Origin of the sequence: Mycolicibacterium neoaurum ATCC 25795 (genome assembly GCF_000691525.1) — a bacterium.
In the GTDB taxonomy this organism is placed as follows: domain Bacteria; phylum Actinomycetota; class Actinomycetes; order Mycobacteriales; family Mycobacteriaceae; genus Mycobacterium; species Mycobacterium neoaurum.
On sequence record NZ_JMDW01000002.1, the window covers coordinates 127,898 to 152,508 of the forward strand.

Genomic DNA, 24,611 nt, shown 5'->3' on the forward strand with positions numbered 1-24,611 from the left:
TTCCAAGCAATCAGCCTGATTTCGCTCCTCGGAGCCTACGTACCGTGCACGACTCATCCACTCAAGGATTTGTAGATCCACATCTGATTCCTCGACCAGTTCGTCATTTTTTCCTAACTCCGCTAGGAGTTTCCACTCCTTGCCTCGCATTTCGAAATAGCTACAGAAATCATCTAAGGGAGACTGCTGTGTCAATTCCTTACGAATCAGCCGGGCACCCGATTGGAAATAGGCGAGTTGGTCCGTCCTCTTGGGTACACGGTCACCGAGCCACTTGGCCATCACTGGAATGATGCCTCCGGCCGCAGTGTAAAGCTGATCATCAATGCGGCGGGTTACCTTCGCATCGTCCGGTTTTATCTGTGCTCGAATCTTCCAGGCCTGCTGGGCAAGCTCAAGGGACCTCGCCTTATCACCACTACCCCAGGTAAACACCGCTTCGGTGAATGCCTTGATCGGTTCTAGATTCTTCGGAACAGGCTTCACTCCAGGATCCGGACCGAGCTCTTTCGTTCGGTTTACTTCGAGGGCCTTCTTGGCTTCCTCTTCCTTCTCGATCTTGCCGAACACCACATGCTGCTGACCGAAGGTCCAAATGTTGTTGGCGAACCAGTACAGGATCACGGCCAACGGCAGGAACGGACCGCCGACGACGACGCCGAGCGGGAACACGTACAGCGCGAGCTTGTTCATCAGCGCGGTCTGCGGATTGGCGGCCGCTTCCGGACTCTGCCGCGCGATGGACGCCCGGCTGTTGAAGTAGGTGGCGATACCCGCCAGGATCATGATCGGCACGCCCACCCCGATGACAGCCACCCGACTGAATTCGGTGAACGCGTCCAGACCGGTCTTCTGGATCATGGTGGCGCCCAGCGGAGCGCCGAACAGGTTGGCGTCCAGGAAGTGCGCGACATCGGTCGGGCTGAACACATAGTTGCCGGTGGCCCGGTTCTGTTCCACGGACAGCTGGATCTGACCGAAACCACCCTGGGTGCGGTTGAACGACCGAAGCACATGGAACAGGCCGATGAAGACCGGGACCTGCGCCAGCATCGGCAGACAGCCAAGGATCGGATTGAAACCGTGCTCTTTCTGGAGCTTCTGCATCTCCAGCGCCATGCGCTGCCGGTCCTTGCCGTACTTCTTCTGCAGAGCCTTGATCTGCGGCTGCAACTCCTGCATCTGCCGCGTGGTGCGGATCTGCTTGACGAACGGCTTGTACAAGATCGCGCGAAGGGTGAAGACGAGGAACATCACCGACAGCGCCCAGGCGAAGAAGTTCGACGGCCCCAGCAGGAAAGCGAACGCTTTGTACCAGACCCACATGATCGCCGACACCGGGTAATAGATGATGTCGAGGCTGAACCAGTTAAACAACAGAATCGCTCCTGACGACTTCTTCCGAAGTCTTATCGCCGGCCTTCTCGCCGCGCTCGGGTATCGGGTCCCATCCTCCGCGATGCCATGGACCGCACTTCGCAAGCCGGACGACAGCAAGCCAGCTTCCGCGGATCAGACCCCACTCGGTCAAGGCATCCACCGCGTACTCGCTACAGGTGGGGGTGAACCGGCACGATGGCAGCCGCAACGGCGAAATCATCGTGCGGTACAGCTGAATCACGAAAATCACGCACCTCGCCGCCAGCCCCGTCACGATCGGGCCTGCTGCAACATGTGGGTGCGTGTCAACGCCGAACGCAGTTCTGTCTCCAGGCGCTCCGAGCGCGCGTCACGGCTACCCGGTAATGCGCGGATGACCACGCGGTCGGCAGTGCCAAGACCTGACTGACCGTCGCAGAGAATGCGATAGGCGGCATGCCGCAATCGGCGCGCGACACGGTGCCGTTGCACCGCCGTCCCCACCGATTTGGACACCACCAGACCTATCTTCGGGCCAACGACCTTCTCGTCGCCGGCCGCGTCGCGCCAGGCGTGCACAACCAGATCAGGCTGGGCCGCCCGGACACCTTGCCGCACCGTGACACCGAAATCCGTGGACCGTGTCATCCGGTACTGGGCCGGAAGCACCGCCGCAGACCCTGCGTCGAATCACGCAGTGAGAGAGCGACGACCCTTGCCGCGGCGTGCCGAGACGATCGCGCGACCCGCGCGCGTCCGCATCCGCAACCGGAATCCGTGCACACGGGCCCGGCGGCGGTTGTTCGGCTGAAAAGTCCGCTTGCCCTTGGCCACGGCTGTCTCTCCTCGTTCAGTCTGGTGCCGACATCGACGACCCCCATGGATGTCATGGCGGACGAAGACCTAAGCACCGTTGGTAAGCTCATCGATCTTGCGTACTTAGCCGCGGCGCCGCCCTGAATCGCTTCGAGGGCTTGAACCCGGCCGTATCGCCACGTGTGGGCGACTGTTCGAGGGTACTGACGAGAATTGTCTGGGTCAAACCTGCTCGGACCCGCCACCACCGCCCCCGAACTGCGTATCAACCAACACAGAAGCCACATCTGCCCCTGACGATCCACGGGCTGAACAGATCGCGCGAGCAATGTTGCCGAACGGTTGGCACTCCGAGAGAAAACTGTTAGCTTCTGCCAAAGCCGTTTCGTACCTGAGGCGGCGCCTGACACAGAGCGAGGATGACCACCGGCCGCGAGCCCACAAACCGACTGACCGGAATTGTGCCGAGCTCCGACACCAGGCCTCCACGCCGCAACATAGCGCGACAGCAGCCGATGCTCGCTTTCCACAGGCTGTGGATAACTATGTGGATGGTTTGTTACTGTCGCCCCCGGGAAGTCCCGAGGAAGCCGAAAAAGGGGGTAGGCGTCGTTGACCGCGGACCCAGACTCCTCCTTCGTCACGGTGTGGAACAACGTCGTCGCCGAACTCAACGGCGAAACCCCATTCGGTGAAACCGTCAACGGCGGGCCCCGGGAATCCAGCCTGACCGCACAGCAGCGGGCCTGGCTGAAGCTGGTACGGCCGCTGGTCATCACCGAAGGTTTCGCCCTGCTGTCGGTGCCGACGGCATTCGTCCAGAACGAGATCGAGCGCGGACTTCGCGAGCCGATCGTCGAGGCGCTCAGTCGCCAACTCGGACAACGCGTCGAACTCGGTGTCCGCATCGCCACTCCCCCGCCGGACGATGACGCCGAGACCGAGGCCGCGCAGGATGCAGCCGACACCGAAGAGGTCGACGACGATCTGGCCGCGATCCAAAGCGCCGAAGCCAGCTGGCCGACGTTCTTCAACCGATCGCAGAGCCCCGCACCGGAGGCCGCGAACTCGGTGACGCTGAATCGGCGCTACACGTTCGAGACATTCGTGATCGGGTCGTCCAACCGGTTCGCCCACGCCGCGACGCTCGCGATTTCCGAAGCACCGGCACGCGCCTACAACCCGCTGTTCATCTGGGGTGAGTCAGGGTTGGGCAAGACCCATCTACTGCACGCCGCGGGCAACTATGCCCAACGTCTCTTCCCCGGTATGCGGGTGAAGTACGTCTCCACCGAGGAATTCACCAACGACTTCATCAACTCGCTGCGCGATGACCGCAAGGCGTCGTTCAAGCGCAGCTATCGCGATGTCGACATCCTGCTGGTCGACGACATCCAGTTCATCGAGGGTAAAGACGGCATCCAGGAAGAGTTCTTCCACACCTTCAACACGCTGCACAATGCGAACAAGCAGATCGTCATCTCCTCGGATCGATCGCCCAAGCAGCTCGCGACGCTCGAGGACCGCCTCCGGACTCGTTTCGAATGGGGTCTGATCACCGACGTCCAGCCCCCCGAGCTGGAGACCCGGATCGCGATCCTGCGCAAGAAGGCGCAGATGGACCGCCTCGACGTGCCCGATGACGTCCTGGAACTCATCGCCAGCCGCATCGAACGCAATATCCGCGAGCTCGAGGGCGCCCTGATCCGGGTGACGGCATTCGCCTCGCTGAGCAAGACCACGATCGACAAATCGCTGGCCGAGATCGTCCTGCGCGATCTGATCGCCGATGCAGGCACCATGCAGATCAGCACCGCCACGATCATGGCGGCCACCGCCGAGTACTTCGAGACATCGGTCGAGGAGCTGCGGGGCCCCGGTAAGACCCGTGCGCTGGCACAGGCCCGGCAGATCGCCATGTACCTGTGCCGTGAACTCACCGACCTCTCCCTGCCGCGCATCGGCGAAGCATTCGGCCGTGACCACACCACCGTCATGTACGCCGAACGCAAGATTCGCGACGGCATGGCCGAACGACGCGAAATCTTCGATCACGTCAAGGAACTCACCACCCGGATCCGGCAGCGCTCCAAGCGCTGATTGCGTCCTTCACACCCCTTCACACCCATCGCCGTGTCAGCGGCGATCTTTGGGGTACCTACGACACGCGCACGAAACGCCGTGGCGGGTCGCCGACATCTGAAAAACTTCTGTCACATCTGCCCGCCGAATCACAACCGAACGATGTGGACGCACCTGTGGACAACTTGGGAGAAACCTGGTGGCAACCCACCGTCCACTACACACCCGACGTGTTCTCCACATTCCTCCACTGCCGACCCCGCCGATCCTCCACAATCTGCCCACACGTGCTCGAGCCCGATGACCAGCATCTGTTGGCATTCATCCACAGAATGCACAGCCCCTAATACTGTTGCTTGTATCTCTAGAGATTCTTCTTCTAAAAACAGGCTGGTGGGGACAAAGCATCAACACCCACCTTCTCGAGGGTCGCGCAGTCCCCCTCGGCGGTGAGCGAATCACTTTCAAGTTCGCCGCCGACGCTCTACGGTGGTGATTCGATACGCCCTCCTGCGATCGCGGGTCAGATCGCGACTACGCTCGGTGGGTACACGGGGAATCCGCTGGTTGATGCTCGTTTGACGCGGTAGATCGAAGGGACGTTATGGACGTGGTGACGACGAATGTTGGTCTCACCGATTTGAAGTTCCGTCTGGTACGCGAGGATTTCGCCGACGCCGTGGCATGGGTCGCCCGCAGTCTGCCGAGCCGACCGACCGTTCCGGTACTGGCCGGTGTGCTGCTGACCGGCTCCGATGACGGCCTGACCATCTCCGGTTACGACTACGAGACCTCCGCGGAGGTGCGGGTCGCCGCTGAAATCGCTTCTCCTGGAAGCGTTTTGGTGTCCGGTCGATTGCTCTCCGATATCACCCGGTCGTTGCCGGCCAAGCCGGTCGATGTCACGGTCGAGGGCACTCGGGTGGCTCTGACCTGCGGTAGCGCCCGATTCTCCCTGCCCACCATGGCCGTCGAGGATTACCCCTCGCTGCCGGCGCTGCCCGACGAGACCGGTGTGGTCTCCGCCGACCTGTTCGGCCAGGCGATCAGTCAGGTCGCGGTCGCCGCCGGCCGTGACGACACACTGCCCATGCTGACCGGTATCCGCGTCGAAATTTCCGGCGACAAGGTCGTTTTGGCGGCCACCGACCGGTTCCGACTGGCCGTCCGCGAGCTGACCTGGTCGACGGACTCGGCCGGGGTCGAAGCTGCGGTGCTGGTGCCGGCGAAGACGCTGTCGGAGGCCGCCAAGACCGGCACCGACGGCACCGAGGTGCACCTTGCGTTGGGTGCCGGCGCGGCCGTGGGCAAAGAGGGTTTGCTCGGTATTCGCAGTAACGGCAAGCGCACCACGACTCGACTCCTCGACGCCGAGTTCCCCAAATTCCGTCAGCTGCTACCGGCCGAGCACACCGCGATCGCGACCGTCGGGGTGGCCGAACTGACCGAGGCGATCAAGCGTGTGGCCCTGGTCGCCGACCGCGGTGCCCAGGTCAGGATGGAATTCAGCCCCGATGGCCTGCGACTGTCCGCCGGCGCCGATGATGTCGGCCGCGCCGAAGAAGACCTGCAGGTGGAGTTCGCCGGTGAACCGCTGACCATCGCCTTCAACCCGACCTATCTGACCGATGGGCTCGGCTCGCTGCATTCGGAGCGGGTGACGTTCGGTTTCACGACACCGAGCCGTCCCGCAGTATTGCGGCCGGCGGGGGACACTGGAAACGACGTCGACGCCACCGGTCCGTTCCCGGCGGCTCAGACCGACTACGTCTATTTGTTGATGCCGGTGCGGCTCCCTGGCTGACCGGCCCGAGGAGGTACGTGCGATGCAGCTGGGCTTGATCGGTCTCGGCAAGATGGGCTTCAACATGCGGGAACGCCTGCGTGCCGGGGGCCACGAGGTCATCGGGTTCGATCCCCGACCCGAGGTCACCGATGTCCCCACCCTGGAGGCTCTGGCCGAGTCGTTGGCCGCACCGCGCACGGTGTGGGTCATGGTGCCCTCCGGCGAGGTCACTCGGCAGACGGTCGCCGAGCTCGCCGATGTGCTCGCTCCCGGTGACCTGGTGATCGACGGGGGAAATTCCCGGTACACCGAGGATCGGCCGCACGCAGATCTGTTGGGCCAGAAAGGAATATCTTTCATCGATGCGGGTGTCTCGGGCGGCATCTGGGGCCTGACCGAAGGCTACGGATTGATGGTCGGCGGCAGCGACGACGATATCGCGCGTGCCATGCCGATCTTCGACACCCTGCGCCCGGCGGGTGCGCTCCCCGACGGATTCGTCCACGCCGGGCCCGTCGGTGCCGGTCACTTCACCAAGATGGTGCACAACGGCGTGGAGTACGCCTTGATGACGGCCTATGCCGAGGGTTACGAGATGCTGGCTGCCGAGGACCTGGTGCGCGATCCGCAGGCGGTCTACCAGGCCTGGACCAACGGCACCGTGGTCCGCTCGTGGCTGCAGCAGCTGCTGGCCAAGGCGCTCAAGGAAGATCCCGCGCTGGCCAATATCAGCGGGTACACCGATGATTCGGGCGAGGGACGCTGGACGGTGGAGGAAGCGATCCGCCTTCGTGTTCCGGTGCCCAGTATCGCGGCATCCTTGTTCGCCCGGTTCCTGTCGCGTCAAGATGATTCTCCGACCATGAAAGCCGTTGCCGCACTGCGTAATCAGTTCGGTGGACATGCGGTCAAGCGCATCTCGGAATCCGGATAATTTTGTACGTACGTCACCTGGGATTGACTGACTTCAGGTCGTGGCCGCGGGTCGAGCTCGACCTGGAGCCCGGCCACACGGTGTTTGTCGCACCCAATGGTTTCGGTAAGACCAATCTTGTTGAAGCCCTGTGGTACTCGGCCACCCTGGGTTCACATCGTGTGTCGACCGACGCACCGCTCATCCGGGCCGGCGCAGACCGCGCCGTGGTGTCGACCGTGGTGGTCAACGATGGTCGGGAGTTGGCCGTCGATCTCGAGGTGACCACCGGCCGCGCCAACAAGGCGAGGTTGAACCGATCACCGGTGCGCAGCCCGCGTGAGATCCTCGGAGTGCTGCGCGCCGTGTTGTTCGCACCGGAAGATCTGGCATTGGTGCGCGGCGACCCATCGGAGCGACGTCGATTTCTCGACGAGGTGGCGACCTCGCTGCGCCCGCGCATTGCGGGTGTACGCGCAGATTATGACAAGGTGCTCCGCCAGCGCACCGCCCTGCTCAAAACCGCGGGCCCGGCTCGCCACCGCGGTGACACCAGCGTCCTGGACACCCTGGAGATCTGGGATGGTCACCTGGCTTCGCATGGCGCACAGTTGATCTCGGCGCGCGTCGATCTGGTCAACCAGCTCGGACCCGAGGTGGAGAAGGCCTATCAGTTGTTGGCCCCGGCATCGCGCCCGGCGGCCATCGGCTACCGCAGCAGCATCGACGGTGTCGAGATCGAAGCAGGCAACGGCACCGTCGACCCGTCGGTCTATGAGGCCGCACTGCTGGAGGAGTGCGGTCGTAAGCGCGGCGCGGAACTCGAACGGGGTGTCTGTCTGGTCGGTCCGCACCGCGATGACCTCGAGCTGCGACTCGGCGATCAGCCGGCCAAGGGTTTCGCCAGCCACGGTGAATCATGGTCGATGGCATTGGGTTTGCGGTTGGCGTCGTATGAGTTGTTGCGATCCGACGGCACCGATCCGGTGTTGTTGCTCGATGACGTCTTCGCCGAACTCGACAGCGCGCGCAGGCAGGCACTGGCCAAAGTGGCCGGCTCGGCCGAGCAGGTATTGGTCACAGCTGCTGTCCCAGAGGATCTCCCGGCGGACTGGGATGTCCGTCGGGTGGAAGTGACCATGCGCGATGCCGATGGGGGCCGAGTGTCGGAGGTGATCACGTGAACCACCAGGACGATCGCGCAGATGGCCCGCCGGAGCACCTCGAGGGCTTGCCGGGCATGGACATGGTGCGCCGGGCCCTGGAGGAGGCCCGCGGCGCCGCACGTAGCCAGGGCAAGGATGTCGGCCGCGGGCGCACCGCGCCGGCCGCCCGCAGACCGGCCGGGACCGGGCGTCGCCGATGGTCAGGACCTGGCCCAGATGCGCGCGACCCCCAGACCTTCAGTGCCGCGACGCGCGATCTGGCCCGCTCGAGGGGTTGGACGAGACAGGTGGCCGAGGGTGCGGTGCTGGGCCAATGGACGACGGTGGTCGGAGATCAGATCGCCGATCATGCGATCCCGACCGGCCTACGCGACGGTGTGCTGACGGTGTCGGCCGAGTCGACGGCCTGGGCGACGCAGTTACGCATGGTGCAGGCCCAGTTGTTGGCCAAGATCGCCGCGGCGGTCGGCGACGGGATCGTCACATCGTTGAAGATTCAGGGCCCGACCGCCCCGTCCTGGCGGAAAGGCAAGCTCAACGTGCCGGGTCGCGGCCCCCGCGACACCTACGGCTAGTCCCCTACCCGGCGAGTGTGCGTGTCTGCGGCCCGGCACGCGGTCTTCCGGCCGAGTTCGCGCACGCTCGACACCGTCGACTGAGAACGTCGAGACGCCGGAAATCAAGGGTCTGGAGCGTCCTGACTTTCCGATGGGCCGGAAATTCCGCGCACGGCGCAGATAGCTGGCTGGAAACACCGCCGCAGGGTCAGTCCTGACGGTATCTCGCGGTAGACTGTGGGGAGCTTTTGCAGGCGGTGACAGAACCACCTGCGCGCAACCCCAAGGAGACGCGTCCAACGTGGCTGCCCAAGACAAGAATGCCCCGGCCGAATACGGTGCCGACTCGATCAAGGTACTCGAAGGCCTGGAAGCAGTCCGCAAGCGACCGGGCATGTACATCGGCTCCACCGGAGAGCGGGGTCTGCACCACTTGATCTGGGAGGTCGTCGACAACGCCGTCGATGAGGCCATGGCGGGCTTCGCCACCAAGGTCGACGTGCGGATCCTCGAGGACGGCGGCGTTCAGGTCACCGATGACGGCCGCGGTATCCCGGTCGCGATGCACGCCACCGGCATCCCCACCGTCGACGTCGTGATGACCGTGCTGCATGCCGGCGGCAAGTTCGAAGAAGGTGCCTATCAGGTGTCGGGCGGTCTGCACGGCGTCGGCGTCTCGGTGGTGAACGCGCTGTCGACGCGGCTCGAGGCCGATATCCACAAGGACGGCTTCGAATGGCACCAGACCTATGACCGGTCGGTGCCGGGCACCCTGCGCAAAGGTGAGCCGTCCAAGAAGACCGGAACCACCATCCGATTCTGGGCCGACCCGGACATCTTCGAGACCACCACCTATGACTTCGAGACCATCGCCCGACGGCTCCAGGAGATGGCCTTCCTCAACAAGGGCCTGACCATCGAGCTCACCGACGAGCGGGTCGCCCCCGAAGAGATCGTCGACGAAGTCGTCAGCGACCACGCCGAAGCGCCCAAGTCGGCCGAGGAGAAGGCTGCCGAGCACGCCGCACCGCAGAAGGTGAAGCACCGGGTCTTCCATTACCCCGGCGGTCTCGTCGACTTCGTCAAGCACATCAACCGCACCAAGACCGCGATCCAACCCAGCGTCATCGACTTCGAGGGCAAGGGTCCGGGGCACGAGGTCGAGATCGCGATGCAGTGGAACGCCGGTTACTCCGAATCGGTGCACACCTTCGCCAACACCATCAACACCCACGAGGGCGGCACACACGAAGAGGGCTTCCGGGCGGCCCTGACCACGGTGGTCAACAAGTACGCCAAGGACAAGAAGCTGCTCAAGGAGAAGGACCCCAACCTCACCGGCGACGATATCCGTGAGGGTCTGGCCGCGGTCATCTCGGTGAAGGTCTCCCAGCCGCAGTTCGAAGGTCAGACCAAGACCAAGCTCGGCAACACCGAGGTGAAGTCCTTCGTCCAGAAGATCTGCAACGAAGAGCTGCAGCATTGGTTCGACGCGAACCCGGCCGAGGCCAAAACCGTGGTGAACAAGGCAGTCTCGTCGGCCCAGGCACGGATCGCCGCCCGCAAGGCGCGTGAGCTGGTCCGGCGTAAGAGTGCCACCGATATCGGCGGTCTGCCAGGCAAGCTCGCCGATTGCCGCTCCACCGATCCCAGCAAGTCCGAACTGTATGTGGTGGAGGGTGATTCGGCCGGCGGCTCGGCCAAGAGTGGTCGCGACTCGATGTTCCAGGCGATCCTGCCGCTGCGCGGCAAGATCATCAACGTCGAGAAGGCGCGCATCGACCGGGTTTTGAAGAACACCGAAGTCCAGGCCATCATCACCGCGCTGGGCACCGGCATCCACGACGAATTCGACCTCGCCAAGCTGCGCTATCACAAGATCGTGCTGATGGCCGACGCCGACGTCGACGGCCAGCACATCTCGACGCTGCTGTTGACCCTGCTGTTCCGGTTCATGAAACCGCTTGTCGAGAATGGCCACATCTTCCTGGCCCAGCCGCCGCTGTACAAGCTCAAGTGGCAGCGCAGTGAGCCGGAGTTCGCCTACTCCGACCGGGAACGCGACGGTCTGCTCGAGGCAGGCCGCGCGGTAGGTAAGCGCATCAACCCCGAAGACGGCATCCAGCGCTACAAGGGTCTGGGTGAGATGGACGCCAAGGAACTGTGGGAGACCACCATGGATCCCAGCGTGCGGGTGCTGCGTCAGGTGACCCTCGACGACGCCGCCGCGGCCGACGAGCTGTTCTCCATCCTGATGGGTGAGGACGTCGAGGCCCGCCGCAGCTTCATCACCCGTAATGCCAAAGACGTTCGCTTCCTTGATGTTTAACCCGGAATACCAGGTTTAGGACTCCTAGATGACTGACACCACCCTGCCGCCCGGCGACGAAGCCGGCGACCGCATCGAACCTGTCGATATCCAGCAGGAGATGCAGCGCAGCTATATCGACTATGCGATGAGCGTCATCGTGGGTCGTGCGCTTCCCGAGGTCCGCGACGGCCTCAAACCGGTGCACCGCCGCGTGCTCTACGCCATGTTCGATTCCGGGTTCCGCCCCGATCGCGGCCATGCGAAATCGGCACGCTCGGTTGCCGAGACGATGGGTAACTATCACCCGCACGGTGACTCGTCGATCTACGACACCCTGGTCCGGATGGCCCAGCCGTGGTCACTGCGCTACCCGCTGGTCGACGGGCAGGGCAACTTCGGCTCGCCCGGTAATGATCCGCCGGCCGCCATGCGTTACACCGAGGCCCGGCTGACCCCGTTGGCCATGGAGATGCTGCGTGAAATCGACGAGGAGACAGTCGATTTCATCCCGAACTACGACGGTCGAGTGCAAGAGCCGACCGTTCTGCCGAGCCGGTTCCCGAACCTGCTGGCCAACGGCTCGGGCGGTATCGCCGTCGGTATGGCCACCAACATCCCGCCGCACAACCTGCGGGAACTCGCCGAGGCCGTCTACTGGTGTCTGGAGAATCACGAGGCCGACGAAGAGGCGACGCTGGCCGCGTGTTGTGAACGGGTCAAGGGTCCGGACTTCCCGACCTCCGGCCTGATCGTCGGATCCCAAGGGATCAACGACACCTACACCACCGGACGCGGATCGATCCGGATGCGCGGCGTCGTCGAGATCGAAGAGGATTCGCGCGGTCGCACCTCGATCGTCATCACCGAGTTGCCGTACCAGGTAAACCACGACAACTTCATCACCTCGATCGCCGAGCAGGTGCGTGACGCCAAGCTGACCGGTATCTCCAATATCGAGGACCAGTCCAGCGACCGCGTCGGCCTGCGAATCGTGGTGGAGCTCAAGCGCGATGCCGTCGCCAAGGTCGTGCTGAACAACCTCTACAAGCACACCCAGCTGCAGACCAGCTTCGGTGCGAACATGCTGTCCATCGTCGACGGGGTGCCGCGCACCCTGCGCCTGGACCAGATGATCCGTTACTACGTCGAACACCAACTCGACGTGATCATCCGGCGCACCCGCTACCGGCTGCGCAAGGCCAACGAGCGGGCCCACATCCTGCGCGGTCTGGTCAAGGCGCTCGACGCCCTCGACGAGGTCATCGCACTGATCCGCGCGTCGGCCAACGCCGATATCGCCCGCCAGGGCCTCATCGAGCTGCTCGATGTCGACGAGATCCAGGCCCAGGCCATCCTCGACATGCAGCTGCGTCGCCTGGCGGCTTTGGAGCGTCAGCGCATCGTCGACGATCTGGCCAAGATCGAGGCCGAGATCGCCGACCTCGAGGACATCCTGGCCAAGCCGGAACGGCAGCGCGCCATCGTCCGCGACGAGCTCAAGGAGATCGCCGACAAGTACGGCGACGACCGGCGCTCGCGCATCGTGCCGGCCGACGGCGAGGTCAGCGACGAGGATCTGATCGCCCGCGAGGACGTGGTGGTCACCATCACCGAGACCGGCTATGCCAAGCGCACCAAGACCGATCTGTACCGCAGCCAGAAGCGCGGCGGTAAGGGTGTGCAGGGTGCCGGGCTCAAGCAGGACGACATCGTCAACCACTTCTTCGTCTGCTCGACCCACGACTGGATCCTGTTCTTCACCACCCAGGGTCGGGTGTACCGGGCCAAGGCCTACGAGCTGCCGGAGGCTTCGCGCACCGCACGTGGTCAGCATGTGGCCAACCTGCTGGCCTTCCAGCCCGAGGAGCGCATCGCCCAGGTCATCCAGCTGCAGACCTACGAGGATGCGCCGTACCTGGTGCTGGCCACCCGAAACGGGTTGGTCAAGAAGTCCAAGCTGAGCGACTTCGATTCCAACCGCTCCGGCGGCATCGTCGCGGTGAACCTGCGCGACGGTGACGAACTGGTCGGTGCCGTGCTCTGCTCGGCCGAGGATGACCTGCTGCTGGTCAGCGCGAAGGGCCAGTCCATCCGCTTCTCCGCGACCGACGAGGCGTTGCGACCCATGGGTCGGGCGACCTCGGGCGTGCAGGGCATGCGGTTCAAGGAGGACGATCGGCTGCTGTCGCTCAACGTGGTCGAGACCGACAAGTACCTGTTGGTGGCCACCGCGGGCGGATATGCCAAGCGCACGGCGATCGACGAGTACACCGCGCAGGGCCGTGGCGGCAAGGGCATCCTCACGATCCAGTACGACCCCAAGCGTGGCAGTCTGGTGGGAGCGCTGATCGTCGACGACGAGACAGAGCTGTATGCCATCACCTCGGGCGGAGGCGTCATCCGGACCGCCGCACAACAGGTGCGCAAGGCGGGTCGGCAGACCAAGGGGGTCCGCTTGATGAACCTCGGTGAGGGCGACACACTGATTGCAATTGCGCGGAACGCCGAAGCGAGCGAGGAGTCGGAGTCCGAAGTGGACGCCGATGAGACGGTCGAATCGGCCTCCGACGGCGACCAGACCGACGCAACGTGACGCTGCCAGCCCGCCACGGGCGTGAGACAAGGAGCCACTAGGTGACCTCACCGAACGAGCCCGGGCACCCGGCGCCGGCCGGGACCCCGGGTGCGTCACAGCCCGACGGCGCCACCAGTGCCCGACGGTCACAGGCCGCCGACTCCAATGAGGTCCCGCCGTGGCAGCGGGGTCCGGCCGCCCGGGCCGCCAACCCGCAACGATCCGGCGAGCCCGCCCGACCGACCGAGCCGGTGCGGCCAGCAGACCAGGCACGGCCCGCCGAGCCCAACCGCACCGGTGAGCCGCAGCGACCGCCGACTCGTTCCCCCGGCACGGACACCCGGGTCGGACAGTTCCTGTCCGGCACCGCGGTGAACCCCCCGCGGGAGAACCGCGACACACGGGACACCGAGGTCGTGGCGACCAGGGCGCCGGAACGGCCGGAGAGCCGCCCGGAAGGCCAACGCACCGAGGCGCAGCGGCCGGAGAAGTACGCCAGTGAGTTGCCCGATCTGTCCGGGCAGCCGCCCCGTCAGGGTCGGCCGCCGGCACCGACATCCGGTGACCACCGTCCGGCCGCCCCGGCGGGACGAGTTCAGGTCGGCGCGCGCAAGCATCAGGGTCCGGTGCGCGCGAGCATGCAGATTCGCCGCATCGACCCGTGGAGCACGCTGAAGGTCTCGCTGGTGCTCTCCGGTGTGATGTTCTTCGTCTGGATGATCGCCGTGGCGTTCCTGTACCTGGTGCTCGGCGGGATGGGTGTCTGGACCAAACTGAACAGCAATGTCGGCGATCTGCTCACCAGCGACAGCGGTGGTGGCGGTGAACTGATCTCCAGCGGAACGATTTTCGGTGGTGCGACGCTTATCGGTCTGGTCAACATCGTGCTGCTGACGGCCATGGCGACCGCCGGTGCGTTCATCTACAACCTGATCACCGATCTGGTCGGTGGCGTCGAGGTGACCCTGGCAGACAGGGACTGATCGCACGCCCGTCGGGGCATCAGATCCTCGCGGTTTGGGCGATGGGCAGTGCTTACGGTAATCTCGTCGCTCGGCCGTACTGGTCGATACGGGCCTATAGCTCAGGCGGTTAGAGCGCTTCGCTGATAACGAAGAGGTCGGAGGTTCGAGTCCTCCTAGGCCCACGGAAGGGTATGCACCATGAAGTTGGTGTTGGTGGCAGTTGTCACAGCCGTCGCGGTGATCGTCTACCGGTCCCGCCACGGTGTCGAGGTCTGGCACACCATCGAGGATCGGCCCGCATAACCCCTTAAGGGGCCTTAGCTCAGTTGGTAGAGCGCTGCCTTTGCAAGGCAGATGTCAGGAGTTCGAATCTCCTAGGCTCCACAATAAAAATAGCAGGTCAGGCCCTATATGGTCTGGCCTGCTTTTGCGTTAGGCGGCGTCGGTGCCCACACTTTGCCCACAATCACGAGTCAACAGCTGATTGATCGCGATACCTACGGCGTCGACATCGGACCCGTACAGGTGGCCATAGCGATCCAGTGTCAAGCTCGCTGACTCGTGGCCCAGCATGTTCTGAAGGCTCTTGATGTTCGCGCCTGCCTGGATCGCCAGCGACGATGCCGTGTGACGCAGCTCGTGGATCTTGAACCCGTAGACCGTGACCTTTTCCCCGGCTGCGTTCTTCACCATCCGGGGGAACAGGCGCGAAGCGGTGACGGCGTCCGACCATCACCGGCGCCGAACGTTCGCGCCCCGCATGTCTCCGCCGGCCGACTCAGGGAACACCAGGCCGTCAGGCGTCCCCGGCGTCAGCGGATCGCCGACAAACTCTCAGATGCTGACCGTACGGCCTTTGCCGCCCTTTGGGGTACCGACGAACTAGTTATCCACCAGCGTCACCGAAGCGCAGCCCGCACGTCTCCAGCATGTACACCAGCGCCCGATTCGTCCCGCCGCGTCAGCGACCGCGTGCAGCTGGTCCATCGTCAGGAACCGCTGCTCGACCGTTCCCACCGCCGGCAGCTCGACACCGTCGACGGGGTTCAGCACCAACCGGTGGTCGGCCACCGCCATTGCGAGCACATGCCACAGCACACCGATTGTGCACCGAGGCCGGCGCGTGGCTGGTGCTGAGATCGGCAACCCAGTCTCGGACCAGCTGACGCGAGATGCCCCCCACGGCGACGTCAGCGTGACTGGCAATGAACGTATCTACGACAACCCGATACCGGGCGTGAGGCGACTGTTTCAGGTTGTGCTTCGACCCCAACCACTCCCCCGCTTACTCCCCGAGCTTCGCCCGGCCGGTTGCGGGCGCGACGTACGCCCCGCGGCGATTGTCGACCTCCAGCTGATTGGCGAACGCTTCGGCATCCCGCTTCGTCCGGAGGCCGCGCTTGCCGGTCTCCCTTTTGCCCGGGTGCGGTAAATGTCCCGGTAACACATTGCGCCAGCGGTGTTTTCGTGCTTCTCAATCGTTGCCATCGATAACCGCCCCAAGTTCGGAATACAGCTGTCGGGTGACCCAGCCTCGGAGTTGAGGACTTGCGTCTGGGCCCACTCGCTCGTCAAGCCATTCGACAGCGACTTCCGCCAGAGGTGTGTCGACGCGACTGCGATCTCGTCCTCGGTTAAACCAACCCGGAGTACATCATGGTGTTGGCTCAAATAAACGCGCACCAGCCTGTGAACTGCCCTAATATCTCGTGTCAAACCACTTGGAGCCGAACCGCGGCCCGGTGTGCACAGGGGGAGACATATCGATGGCTGCTGCGTGGATGACAGACACGGTACACAGGGCCACTCGGCGCCTTGTAACGTCTTCTGTCGCCATAGTATTGGCAATCGGAATCTCGGTTTTGTCAGCACCGACCGCGGACGCGAGAACCATGTTGGGCGGCATAAATGTGAATGTCGCTTGCACGTATCAGTACAAAGTTCCGGGCTATGGAACGATCCTCCGAAGCCAGAACAATGTCTATGGATGGCGTTGCGGCTCCAGTGTTTGGAGCGCGTCAGATGTCCGCGGCGTGGATATGGCTCGGGAATGCCGCCGCGTCTTTGGGAACGCCTACGCTGACTTTCTGAACTTCAAAGATCCTTACAGCTGGCGCTGCTTCCGTTAGGACGAGACAGAACGGGGACTCTGCACAAGTCGCATGTCCCGAGCGCCCGTGTTACTCGTTGTTGGTCTGATTCACTGACCGCCCTAACGAGTTCCAACGTCCGCTGGCCTCAATGAGCACCGCACACCAGCCGCCGAACGCCAGGCTCTACACGATGCGCTGCGCCCGATCGGACACGGACGCGCGGCCGAGGTCGCAACGCCGCACGGGAACCATCCGCTGGGCGACCCGCTGATCGTGTACATCAGCTAGGCGTGACCGTCACCGTGGCCTGGGCTGCGATATGTTTTCGCGGTGCTCTTGTTCTGGCTCCACTATTGGTGAGTCGTACGCCCGCCCCGCGGCCTTACGCTCATGTCCATGAGACTCACCGGCGTTGTTGGTGCATTCGTCGTCGCGGCTCTCGTGGCGGGCTGTGGTTCGACCGACGGCCGCCCCACGGCGGCCCCGGCTCCTGAGTCCAGCACGTCGGCGCAGGCCACCTCCTCCGTCGAGACGACCACGGCCCGCCCCTCCCCCACGCCCGAGGGTGCGCCCATCGGCACCGCGACCATGCAGGTGCGCGGCGGCACGGCCCCGGTGACCATCACCTATCAGATCAACGGCGAGCCAGAGCAGACCGAGACGAACGTGACCCTGCCTTGGGAGAAGCAGTACCCGGTCTATGACAAGGTGCAGTCCTCGGTGCGCGCCGACGGCGGAGACACCGAACTCATCTGCGCCATCATCATGGACGGCAACCTGGTCTCGTTCGTCACCGAACCGCGGCCGACGTGCAGCTTCGCCTACTATTAGGTCGAGTAGGCCACGTGTACCTGGCGGATGCGGCCCTCGAACGGGAACGGGGCGCGCTCGCGGTAATCCAGCGATACCGGTGAACCAAGGCAGGTCCCGATGTCGAGGCAGTCGTTGGCGGTGAACAGCAGCGGCGCAGACACGGGAACCCGGCCCGAGGCCACCACGTCACCGTCGACCGACAACGAGACGTCCAGGGGGCCGCCAGGACGCTGCTCGGCGTAACTCGTCGTGACGACGATGGTGTGCCTGCCGGCCGAGATCGGCTGCGCCGAACGCACCTTGGTCCGCATCAGGATGAACAGGTTGTACTCGTAGCAGAGATGGCCGGCGTCCAGATAGCAGGTCAACCCGCCCGCCGCGGCACCCAGCGCGTACAGCACTCCGTTACCGCCGGCCGGCACCTCGACATCGATGGTCACGACGTTGTTCTTGTTGCCCAGCGCGGGGGCGCAGAACTCGGGCATCCGGACCATATCCCCGGCAAACGTCCACTCCCGATACGGCGGGGTGATCCGCAGCTCCGGGTGGTACACCGGAACCCACAACCCGCCGCCGATCGGTAGCACCGCGTTGCGCGCGGCCTCGATGGCGAACAGTTCACGGAGCTGCGCCAGCTTCTGCGGCTCGGCATCGGCCAGATCGTGGGCTTGGGACCAATCGTCGTCGAGGTTGTAGAGCTCCCAGCGGTCCTGGTCGGGGGTCCACGTCGCGATCCCGGGCGGCGCGCCGGGCACCCACGGCAGCCGCGGACCCCTGGCACACGCCAACCAGCCGTCGTCGTAGATCGCGCGGCTGCCCATGATCTCGAAGTACTGAGTTCGCTTTCCGCCATCGGCGCTCCGGTCGACCAGCGTCCGGGCGAAACTCGCTCCGGCCAGCGGCATCTGGGGCTCCCCGGCCACGATGCGTGGTGGCTCGATACCGACCAGTTCGTAGATCGTTGGAACGACGTCATTGCAGTGCAGGAACACATCGCGCGGGACCGGATCGGCCGCGACCCGCGCCGGCCACCGCGCGACGAGCGGGTTGCGCGTGCCCCCGAGATGCGAGGCCAACAACTTCATCCCCTTGTACGGTGTGCTGCCGGCCCACGCCCAGCCGGCGTGATACTGGTTGTCCACCAACGGTGATCCCAGTACGTCGAGGCCACCGAGGGCGTCTAGGGCGTCGATATGCTGACGCACGGTCGTCGGAATGCCGTTCTGGGCAAGGAGTTCGGCGATGGTCCCGTTCTGGCCCTCCCCCGACGAACCGTTATCGCCCCAGATGTAGAGAAACAGTGTGTTCTCGCCGTAGCCGAGGGCGTCCAGCTCATCGCTTATCCGACCGACCTGTACATCGACATGCTCGGCGTACCCGGCCGCGACCTCCATCAGGCGGCGCTGGAAGGGCTTCTCGTCCTCGGGAATGTCATCCCACGCCGACAGTGTCTCGTCGCGCTCGGTGAGCGTACAGTCCGGTGGGATCCAGCCCTTGGCCTTGGCGCGCTCGAACACCCGCTCGCGGTAGGCATCCCACCCATCATCGAACTTGCCCGCATACTTGTCGGCCCACTCCTTCATGATGTGGTGCGGCCCGTGCAGGCACCCGCTGGCCCAGTACATGAAGAACGGCTTGTCGGCATTGAAGGCCCTGTGCCGCCGTAGCCAGCCGATCGCGTCATCAGCCAGATCCTCGGACAGGTGATAACCCTCTTCGGCGGTCTTGGTCGGTGCGACGACGGTGGTGTTGCGCACCAGGTGCGGTTCGTACTGGGATGCCTCACCGGCCAGAAAGCCGTAGAAATACTCGAAACCCAAACCCGTGGGCCAATTCTCGAACGGTCCGGCCGCGGTGGTCTCCTCGGCCGGAGTGTTGTGCCACTTACCGAACGCTGAGGTGGCGTATCCGTATTGCTTGAGCACCTCGGCGACCGTCGCCGCCGAGCGGGGGATCTTGCCCGAGTAGCCGTCCCAGTCATTGGCCAACTCGGCGATCTGGCCGTTGCCGATCTCGTGATGATTGCGCCCGGTCAGCAGTGAGGCGCGGGTCGGCGAACACATCGCGGTGGTGTGAAATCGGTTGTAGGACACACCCTCTGCGCACATTCGGTCGAGCGTTGCGGTGTGCACCTCACCACCGAATGCGGTGGGAAGCCCGGGTCCGGCGTCGTCGATCAACACGATGACGATGTTCGGGGTGTCGGCCGGCAGTCGGCGCGGCACCGGGCGAGCCGCGTAGCTGGACTCGCCGAGCGTGCGGCCGGCGACGCTGGCTGACGGAACCGGGGGGAACGGCAGAGACCCGCCATCGGGGATCTTCGGGGCCACGATGTCGGTGCTCATACAGGTCCTCTCCGCGCACGGTCTATCCGATAAGTGATACACCGACTATTCGGGAGCGGCTCAGGGTTTGGGGGTGAACTCCACGCTCGGCGGCAACGTCGACGGTTCCGGACGCATCGAACGGCGCACGATCGAGAATGTCACCGCACCGACGGCGAGAACAGTGGCACCGATCACCACGTACAGCAGCGGCCGACGCTTCGGCGGTGCGGGCGGCGCAGGACGAAGCCGGGCGTTGAGCCAGGACACGCCGGAGGCGGCGGAGGATGCGCCGAGGCCGACGGTGCCGCGGGTGATGTCGACGGGGCCGACGACGGTGTACCTCAACCCGCGGCCGAGTCGCTGCGCCGGGGTCAATGGGGTGTCGGTGCTGGTGCTCATGGGCCACCTCTCTGGGCTGTCCGGAAGTCCCCCACAGCGTGCCACTAACCGCGGGGCCGTGGACACCGGTATAGGACCAAGTGGCAGACTGAAATCCGTGACGAGCCCCATTCAGACAGCGACCGCGACGCTGCACACCAACCGTGGTGACATCAAGATCGCCCTGTTCGGCAACCACGCCCCCAAGACCGTCGCCAACTTCACCGGCCTGGCGCAGGGCACCAAGGAGTACAGCACCGAGAACGCCACCGGCGGATCATCGGGACCGTTCTATGACGGCGCGGTCTTCCACCGCGTCATCGAAGGCTTCATGATCCAAGGCGGCGACCCGACCGGCACCGGTCGCGGCGGCCCCGGCTACCAGTTCGCCGACGAGTTCCACCCGGAACTGCAGTTCGACAAGCCCTACCTGCTGGCCATGGCCAACGCCGGACCGGGTACCAACGGCTCGCAGTTCTTCATCACCGTCGGCAAGACCCCGCACCTCAACCGCCGGCACACCATCTTCGGTGAGGTCGTCGATCCGGAGTCGCAGAAGGTCGTCGACGCGATCGCCACGACCGCGACCGATCGCAGTGACCGGCCCACCGAGCCCGTCGTGATCGAGAGCATCACCATTTCCTGACCCGGAGTACCCGAAGCGCACGCTCACCGACGTTCGGTGAGCGTGCGTTTTCTTTGGGCTCGGGGCGGTGTGTCGGGCTGCCGACACGCACGGTCGCCGGAAAGGTCAGGGTCGGTCAGCGGGCGTAGCCGGCGGAACGCAGCACCTCGAGCACCTCGGCGGGACTGGTTCCCAGATCCCACCGCGTGAAGATGTAGAGCCGGTCGTCGGTGGTGTCGATCTCCAACAGCCGCTGTTTGCGGGCCAGCCGACGGAACTCGGTGATCCGGATCTGGGTGATCTCATCGCGCGCAATCACCCGGGTGCTCACCCAGCCGCGTACCTGGAGGCCGGTCTCGGTGATTGCCAGTTTTGGACGTGCACGCCAAGAAACCGTTGCAAACAACACCAAACCGGCCGCGGCAACGATGCCAAGAACACGTCCGGGCAGGTCTGTGACCACGGTCACAGCGACGATCGCCATCGCGAGACCGGCGATTCCGATCCAGATGATGGCCGCGCTCTTCGGCGCCCAAAAAGTTTGCTGCATTGGCTCAGAACCCCCTCTTACCGGGAGTTTTGAAGTTATCCACAGACGCTATCCCCAATGGGGATGAATCACAACGGTGTGATTGGGTTACGAGCAGGTTGCGGGCGGGATAACCACGGTGATGCACAAGTCGGCTCATTCCGGACGCTTTTGGCGTCAGCGCCACCGCATCGTCAGCAAAAGCCCGGAAATCATGAAGGCAAACGCGATCGCGTAGTTCCACGGGCCCAGATCGGCCATCCAGCCCAGCCAGGTCGGTGCGTTCAATCCGGTGGCACCCAGCTGGAAGACGAGCAACCAGAACAGCCCGAAGAGCATCAAACCGACGAACAGGACGACGAACCACACACTCGACGGTCCGGCTTTGACCTTGACCGGGGTCCGACTCACCGGGTTGATGGTGAAGTCGTTCTTCTTACGGACTTTGGACTTGGGCATGGTTAACCTTTGGAGACGATGGTCGAGGCAGTGGACTCCGAGCCTAACCCAGCACCGCACCGCAAACGGTCGCTGTGGCGGTTCGGGGTGCCGATTGTGTGCCTGTTCGCCGGTCTGCTGCTGTCCACCACCCACGGTGTGGCCGACGGTGCCGAGATCCGGCGCAGCGACGCTCCCCGACTGGTCGACCTGGTTCGTGAGACCAGCGCCGGTGTCGACCGCCTGACCGCACAGCGCGATGCCCTGGTGGCCGGCATGGAGACCCATCACGGGGGCTCCCCCGGCGCCGAAGCCGCGCTGGCCGCCATCACCCACCGCTCCGATGTCCTCGCCGAGCAGGTCGGCCTTGACCCCCTGCGCGGGCCGGGGCTGGTCGTCACCCTCGACGATGCCCAGCGCGATGCGGACGGCCGCTATCCCGTCGACGCCTCACCGGATGACCTGGTGGTCCACCAGCAGGACATCCAGGCGGTGCTGAACGCCCTGTGGAGCGCCGGCGCCGAGGGCATCCAGATGCAGGACCAGCGCATCATCGCCACCTCGGCGCCGTTGTGCGTGGGCAACACCCTGCTGCTCAACGACCGCACCTACAGCCCCCCGTATGTCGTCACCGCGGTGGGGGATCCGGTGGCCATGCAGGCGGCGCTGTCGGCCGCTCCCCTGGTGACCCTGTACAAGCAGTACGTGCTGCGGTTCCAGCTCGGTTACTCCGAGGAGGTCCGCGACGACGTGGAGTTGGCAGGCTATACGGCGCCGGTGCGCATGCGGTATGCCAAACCGGCAGGTCCGCTCGGATACTGACGTCGCGGCCCGGCGCAGTAGCCTGATCCCCATGCAGGTTCTGGTCGTCGACAATTACGACAGCTTCGTGTTCAACCTGGTCCAATACCTGGGTCAGCTCGGCGTGACGGCACAGGTCTGGCGCAACGATGACGAGCGACTGGCGGACCCGGGCGAGGTGGCCCGGCAGTTCGACGGCATCCTGCTCTCCCCCGGGCCCGGTACCCCCGAACGCGCCGGCGCCTCGATTCCGCTGGTCCATGCCAGCGCGCAGACCAAGACCCCGCTGCTGGGTGTCTGCCTCGGCCACCAAGCCATCGGGGTGGCCTTCGGAGGCACCGTGGACCGCGCGCCCGAGCTGTTGCACGGCAAGACCAGCACTGTGCACCATCGCGATGCCGGTGTGCTGCAAGGGCTTCCCGATCCGTTCACCGCGACCCGCTATCACTCGCTGACGATCCTGCCCGAGACGTTGCCCGCCGAGTTGGAGTCCACCGGCGAGACCGACAGCGGGGTCATCATGGCGGTGCGCCACCGGGAATTGCCGATTCACGGTGTGCAATTCCACCCCGAATCGATCCTCACCGAGGGTGGCCACCGGATGCTGGCCAATTGGCTCGGCTACTGCGGGGCTGCCCCGGACGAGGGTTTGGTGCGCACGCTGGAGAACGAGGTCGCCGACGCGGTGCGAGCCGCGACCGCTCGCGCCTGATCACCGGTAAGCGGCGGTGTATCAATAGCTTTCATCACCGCGGCGGACTGTGGCCCGCTCACGGTTGAGGCCGTGATGGGCGAAGTCGGCCCATACGCGCCGGGTCCGAATAGCCCGCTCCTGGGTGTCGCGGACGCCGGCGGACACGCCGAGCATGGGAGCGTCCGACCAATCGGCGGGTGTACCGAAAAGAAGTGGCAGCTCGATGCAGTGGCAGGCGCCCAGCGGTGCGTCCGACGGTGACCAGTCGATTCGATGAACCACGATCCGATCCGGATGTGCCCGCCAGGCTGTCGCCAGCGGGCGGATGGCTGACCGTCCGAAGACCCGAGTGGTGGGCCAGGCCGATATCGCCATCAGGACGCGGCGCCCGATCGACCCCATCTTGTAGAGCCTGCTCAGTTGCGGTCGCAACGCCAGGAAGGCAGCACCGTCGTGACGGGTGTAGGTCACCATGAGTTCCACTCGGGCTGCCGCGTCGGCGAGACGACGTTGCCATTCCGCTGCCGGCGGCAGTGGTGCCACACCGGGTTGCGGCGCGAACGGCAAACCCGCAACCAAGCCCCGTCCGGCGGCGGCGGCTCCTTGGCTCTGAGCGCGCACCAGGGTGGCACTGTCGACCGCTCGCGGATCCGCCTGGCCCAAGGCGTCGCCGAATGCGTCGCGGACCGGCTGTGCTATCCCCGACCACGGGCGGCGGCCCAGCCGCAGCCCCAACGGCGCGCTCTGGATGATTGCGCGGTGCAGTAGCCCTTCGACATCGTCGGCAACCAGCAGGCACAGCACCGAGTCTCCACCCGCGGACTGTCCGAACACCGTGACGTTGCCGGGATTGCCGCCGAAGGCACCGATGTTGCGCTGCACCCAGCGCAGCGCGGCGATCTGGTCCCGCAACCCGGCGTTGCCGTCCGCAGCCTGATCGGGAGCCAGATATCCGAACACGCCCAGCCGGTAGGTGACGGTGACGACCACCACGTCACCTTCGGCGACCAGAGCGTCAGCATCGTACTTCGGGGCCTCGCCGCCGCCGCTCAGATACGCGCCGCCGTGAAACCACACCATGACCGGGGCGCCGTGGGCGTCCACCGGTGCGGTGACGCTCAGAACCAGACAGTCCTCGCTGTGGTCGAGGTTCTCGGCCGCCAGGCCGGTCAAGAACCCCAATCGGGACGGGATCTGTGGACAGGCCGGTCCACGCCTGCTCGCATCCAAAGGCTCGGTTTGACCGGCGATTTCCTGCGGCGCACAGAAACGGCGCGCCGTCGCGTACCGAATGCCACGGGCGTGCACCAGTCCCCGGTCGAGCTGGGCCCGTAACGGTCCGCATGGCGCCTGGACCAGAAGAGACGGCATCGATGCGGGTCC

General features: G+C 64.8%; 22 protein-coding genes, 2 tRNA genes and 1 pseudogene. 14 read left to right on the plus strand and 11 right to left on the minus strand.

The genetic code is table 11. From position 1 onward, the window contains the following. Positions 1-432: 432 nt before the first annotated feature. From yidC to rpmH, 4 genes and pseudogenes are all read right to left on the minus strand, one after another. A pseudogene (gene yidC / locus IC40_RS28515) lies at positions 433-1,377 on the minus strand (membrane protein insertase YidC); the annotation flags it as partial. Continuing rightward, positions 1,370-1,600, minus strand: coding sequence for a membrane protein insertion efficiency factor YidD (gene yidD, locus IC40_RS0101330; protein ID WP_234411556.1), 231 nt, complete (start codon positions 1,598-1,600; stop codon positions 1,370-1,372). The pseudogene yidC and the gene yidD, both read right to left, overlap by 8 nt. Before the next feature lie 50 nt (positions 1,601-1,650). Beyond that, positions 1,651-2,028 (minus strand): ribonuclease P protein component, encoded by a 378-nt coding sequence (rnpA, locus tag IC40_RS0101335; protein ID WP_030132980.1) that lies wholly within the window; start codon positions 2,026-2,028, stop codon positions 1,651-1,653. A 21-nt stretch (positions 2,029-2,049) separates the two neighbouring features. Then, positions 2,050-2,193 carry a 50S ribosomal protein L34 gene (gene rpmH / locus IC40_RS27045; RefSeq protein WP_073695092.1) on the minus strand — a complete coding sequence of 48 codons (144 nt, stop codon included), beginning with the start codon at positions 2,191-2,193 and terminating at the stop codon, positions 2,050-2,052. A gap of 594 nt (positions 2,194-2,787) precedes the next feature. On the opposite strand from rpmH, the gene dnaA reads away from it, so the two are divergent. From dnaA to IC40_RS0101395, 10 genes are all read left to right on the plus strand, one after another. After that, entirely contained in the window at positions 2,788-4,275 is a 1,488-nt protein-coding gene (gene dnaA / locus IC40_RS0101345) for a chromosomal replication initiator protein DnaA (RefSeq protein ID WP_030132981.1), read from the plus strand. Between the two features lie 592 nt (positions 4,276-4,867). After that, positions 4,868-6,061, plus strand: a complete 1,194-nt coding sequence (gene dnaN, locus IC40_RS0101350; protein WP_191293452.1) for a DNA polymerase III subunit beta — start codon at positions 4,868-4,870, stop codon at positions 6,059-6,061. Next, on the plus strand, positions 6,054-6,977 hold the full coding sequence (gene gnd, locus IC40_RS0101355; RefSeq protein WP_267880944.1) for a phosphogluconate dehydrogenase (NAD(+)-dependent, decarboxylating): 924 nt from the start codon (positions 6,054-6,056) through the stop codon (positions 6,975-6,977). The genes dnaN and gnd overlap by 8 nt, the downstream gene beginning before the upstream one ends. A 2-nt stretch (positions 6,978-6,979) precedes the next feature. Next, positions 6,980-8,140, plus strand: coding sequence for a DNA replication/repair protein RecF (recF, locus tag IC40_RS0101360; protein ID WP_030132984.1), 1,161 nt, complete (start codon positions 6,980-6,982; stop codon positions 8,138-8,140). After that, positions 8,137-8,697, plus strand: coding sequence for a DUF721 family protein (locus tag IC40_RS0101365; protein ID WP_030132985.1), 561 nt, complete (start codon positions 8,137-8,139; stop codon positions 8,695-8,697). The genes recF and IC40_RS0101365 overlap by 4 nt, the downstream gene beginning before the upstream one ends. Positions 8,698-8,980: 283 nt before the next feature. Beyond that, positions 8,981-11,008 (plus strand): DNA topoisomerase (ATP-hydrolyzing) subunit B, encoded by a 2,028-nt coding sequence (gene gyrB / locus IC40_RS0101370; RefSeq protein ID WP_030132986.1) that lies wholly within the window; start codon positions 8,981-8,983, stop codon positions 11,006-11,008. A 28-nt stretch (positions 11,009-11,036) separates the two neighbouring features. Continuing rightward, positions 11,037-13,583 (plus strand): DNA gyrase subunit A, encoded by a 2,547-nt coding sequence (gyrA, locus tag IC40_RS0101375; RefSeq protein ID WP_030132987.1) that lies wholly within the window; start codon positions 11,037-11,039, stop codon positions 13,581-13,583. Between the two features lie 41 nt (positions 13,584-13,624). Further along, a complete protein-coding gene (locus IC40_RS0101380) occupies positions 13,625-14,548 on the plus strand; it encodes a DUF3566 domain-containing protein (RefSeq protein WP_030132988.1) in 924 nt (307 codons plus the stop codon). A gap of 90 nt (positions 14,549-14,638) precedes the next feature. Further along, a tRNA-Ile gene (locus IC40_RS0101385) sits at positions 14,639-14,712 on the plus strand. 129 nt (positions 14,713-14,841) lie between these two features. Then, positions 14,842-14,914, plus strand: a tRNA-Ala gene (locus IC40_RS0101395). A 48-nt stretch (positions 14,915-14,962) separates the two neighbouring features. Here IC40_RS0101395 and IC40_RS0101400 read toward each other — a convergent pair. Further along, entirely contained in the window at positions 14,963-15,223 is a 261-nt protein-coding gene (locus IC40_RS0101400; RefSeq protein WP_030132989.1) for a tyrosine-type recombinase/integrase, read from the minus strand. Between the two features lie 189 nt (positions 15,224-15,412). After that, positions 15,413-15,607, minus strand: coding sequence for a hypothetical protein (locus IC40_RS0101405; protein WP_030132990.1), 195 nt, complete (start codon positions 15,605-15,607; stop codon positions 15,413-15,415). 1,412 nt (positions 15,608-17,019) lie between these two features. Here IC40_RS0101405 and IC40_RS0101410 point away from each other — a divergent pair. Further along, positions 17,020-17,454 (plus strand): hypothetical protein, encoded by a 435-nt coding sequence (locus IC40_RS0101410; protein ID WP_030132991.1) that lies wholly within the window; start codon positions 17,020-17,022, stop codon positions 17,452-17,454. Here IC40_RS0101410 and IC40_RS0101415 read toward each other — a convergent pair. Next, positions 17,451-19,781: an arylsulfatase gene (locus IC40_RS0101415; protein ID WP_030132992.1), complete on the minus strand. Its 2,331-nt coding sequence runs from the start codon at positions 19,779-19,781 to the stop codon at positions 17,451-17,453. The two genes, IC40_RS0101410 and IC40_RS0101415, sit on opposite strands and share 4 nt — an antisense overlap. A gap of 60 nt (positions 19,782-19,841) precedes the next feature. Continuing rightward, the gene (gene cwsA / locus IC40_RS0101420) at positions 19,842-20,162 is read right to left on the minus strand and encodes a cell wall synthesis protein CwsA (RefSeq protein ID WP_030132993.1); all 321 of its coding nucleotides are present in this window, start codon (positions 20,160-20,162) and stop codon (positions 19,842-19,844) included. A gap of 88 nt (positions 20,163-20,250) precedes the next feature. Between cwsA and IC40_RS0101425 the strand changes: the two genes are divergently transcribed. Beyond that, positions 20,251-20,787: a peptidylprolyl isomerase gene (locus tag IC40_RS0101425; protein ID WP_191293471.1), complete on the plus strand. Its 537-nt coding sequence runs from the start codon at positions 20,251-20,253 to the stop codon at positions 20,785-20,787. 115 nt (positions 20,788-20,902) lie between these two features. Here the strand turns inward: IC40_RS0101425 and IC40_RS0101430 are convergent, their stop codons facing one another. Further along, positions 20,903-21,316: a PH domain-containing protein gene (locus IC40_RS0101430; protein WP_030132995.1), complete on the minus strand. Its 414-nt coding sequence runs from the start codon at positions 21,314-21,316 to the stop codon at positions 20,903-20,905. A 156-nt stretch (positions 21,317-21,472) separates the two neighbouring features. Continuing rightward, a complete protein-coding gene (gene crgA / locus IC40_RS0101435; protein WP_019512796.1) occupies positions 21,473-21,754 on the minus strand; it encodes a cell division protein CrgA in 282 nt (93 codons plus the stop codon). An 18-nt stretch (positions 21,755-21,772) separates the two neighbouring features. On the opposite strand from crgA, the gene IC40_RS0101440 reads away from it, so the two are divergent. Together IC40_RS0101440 and IC40_RS0101445 are read left to right on the plus strand one after the other, a co-directional pair. Beyond that, positions 21,773-22,555: a DUF881 domain-containing protein gene (locus tag IC40_RS0101440; protein ID WP_042509500.1), complete on the plus strand. Its 783-nt coding sequence runs from the start codon at positions 21,773-21,775 to the stop codon at positions 22,553-22,555. Positions 22,556-22,586: 31 nt separating this feature from the next. Then, positions 22,587-23,246 (plus strand): aminodeoxychorismate/anthranilate synthase component II, encoded by a 660-nt coding sequence (locus tag IC40_RS0101445; protein ID WP_030132997.1) that lies wholly within the window; start codon positions 22,587-22,589, stop codon positions 23,244-23,246. Positions 23,247-23,267: 21 nt separating this feature from the next. On the opposite strand, the gene IC40_RS0101450 is transcribed toward IC40_RS0101445, so the two are convergent. Continuing rightward, positions 23,268-24,599 carry a carboxylesterase family protein gene (locus IC40_RS0101450; RefSeq protein ID WP_030132998.1) on the minus strand — a complete coding sequence of 444 codons (1,332 nt, stop codon included), beginning with the start codon at positions 24,597-24,599 and terminating at the stop codon, positions 23,268-23,270. Positions 24,600-24,611: the final 12 nt, after the last annotated feature.

Coding starts and splice junctions, on each gene's coding strand:
- yidD (WP_234411556.1), bottom strand. CDS start 1,600: ATGATTTCGCCGTTGCGGCTGCCATCGTGCCGGTTCACCCCCACCTGT.
- gyrA (WP_030132987.1), top strand. CDS start 11,037: ATGACTGACACCACCCTGCCGCCCGGCGACGAAGCCGGCGACCGCATC.
- IC40_RS0101400 (WP_030132989.1), bottom strand. CDS start 15,223: ATGGTGAAGAACGCAGCCGGGGAAAAGGTCACGGTCTACGGGTTCAAG.
- IC40_RS0101405 (WP_030132990.1), bottom strand. CDS start 15,607: ATGGCGGTGGCCGACCACCGGTTGGTGCTGAACCCCGTCGACGGTGTC.
- IC40_RS0101410 (WP_030132991.1), top strand. CDS start 17,020: ATGAGACTCACCGGCGTTGTTGGTGCATTCGTCGTCGCGGCTCTCGTG.
- IC40_RS0101415 (WP_030132992.1), bottom strand. CDS start 19,781: ATGAGCACCGACATCGTGGCCCCGAAGATCCCCGATGGCGGGTCTCTG.
- cwsA (WP_030132993.1), bottom strand. CDS start 20,162: ATGAGCACCAGCACCGACACCCCATTGACCCCGGCGCAGCGACTCGGC.
- IC40_RS0101430 (WP_030132995.1), bottom strand. CDS start 21,316: ATGCAGCAAACTTTTTGGGCGCCGAAGAGCGCGGCCATCATCTGGATC.
- crgA (WP_019512796.1), bottom strand. CDS start 21,754: ATGCCCAAGTCCAAAGTCCGTAAGAAGAACGACTTCACCATCAACCCG.
- IC40_RS0101440 (WP_042509500.1), top strand. CDS start 21,773: ATGGTCGAGGCAGTGGACTCCGAGCCTAACCCAGCACCGCACCGCAAA.
- IC40_RS0101445 (WP_030132997.1), top strand. CDS start 22,587: ATGCAGGTTCTGGTCGTCGACAATTACGACAGCTTCGTGTTCAACCTG.
- IC40_RS0101450 (WP_030132998.1), bottom strand. CDS start 24,599: ATGCCGTCTCTTCTGGTCCAGGCGCCATGCGGACCGTTACGGGCCCAG.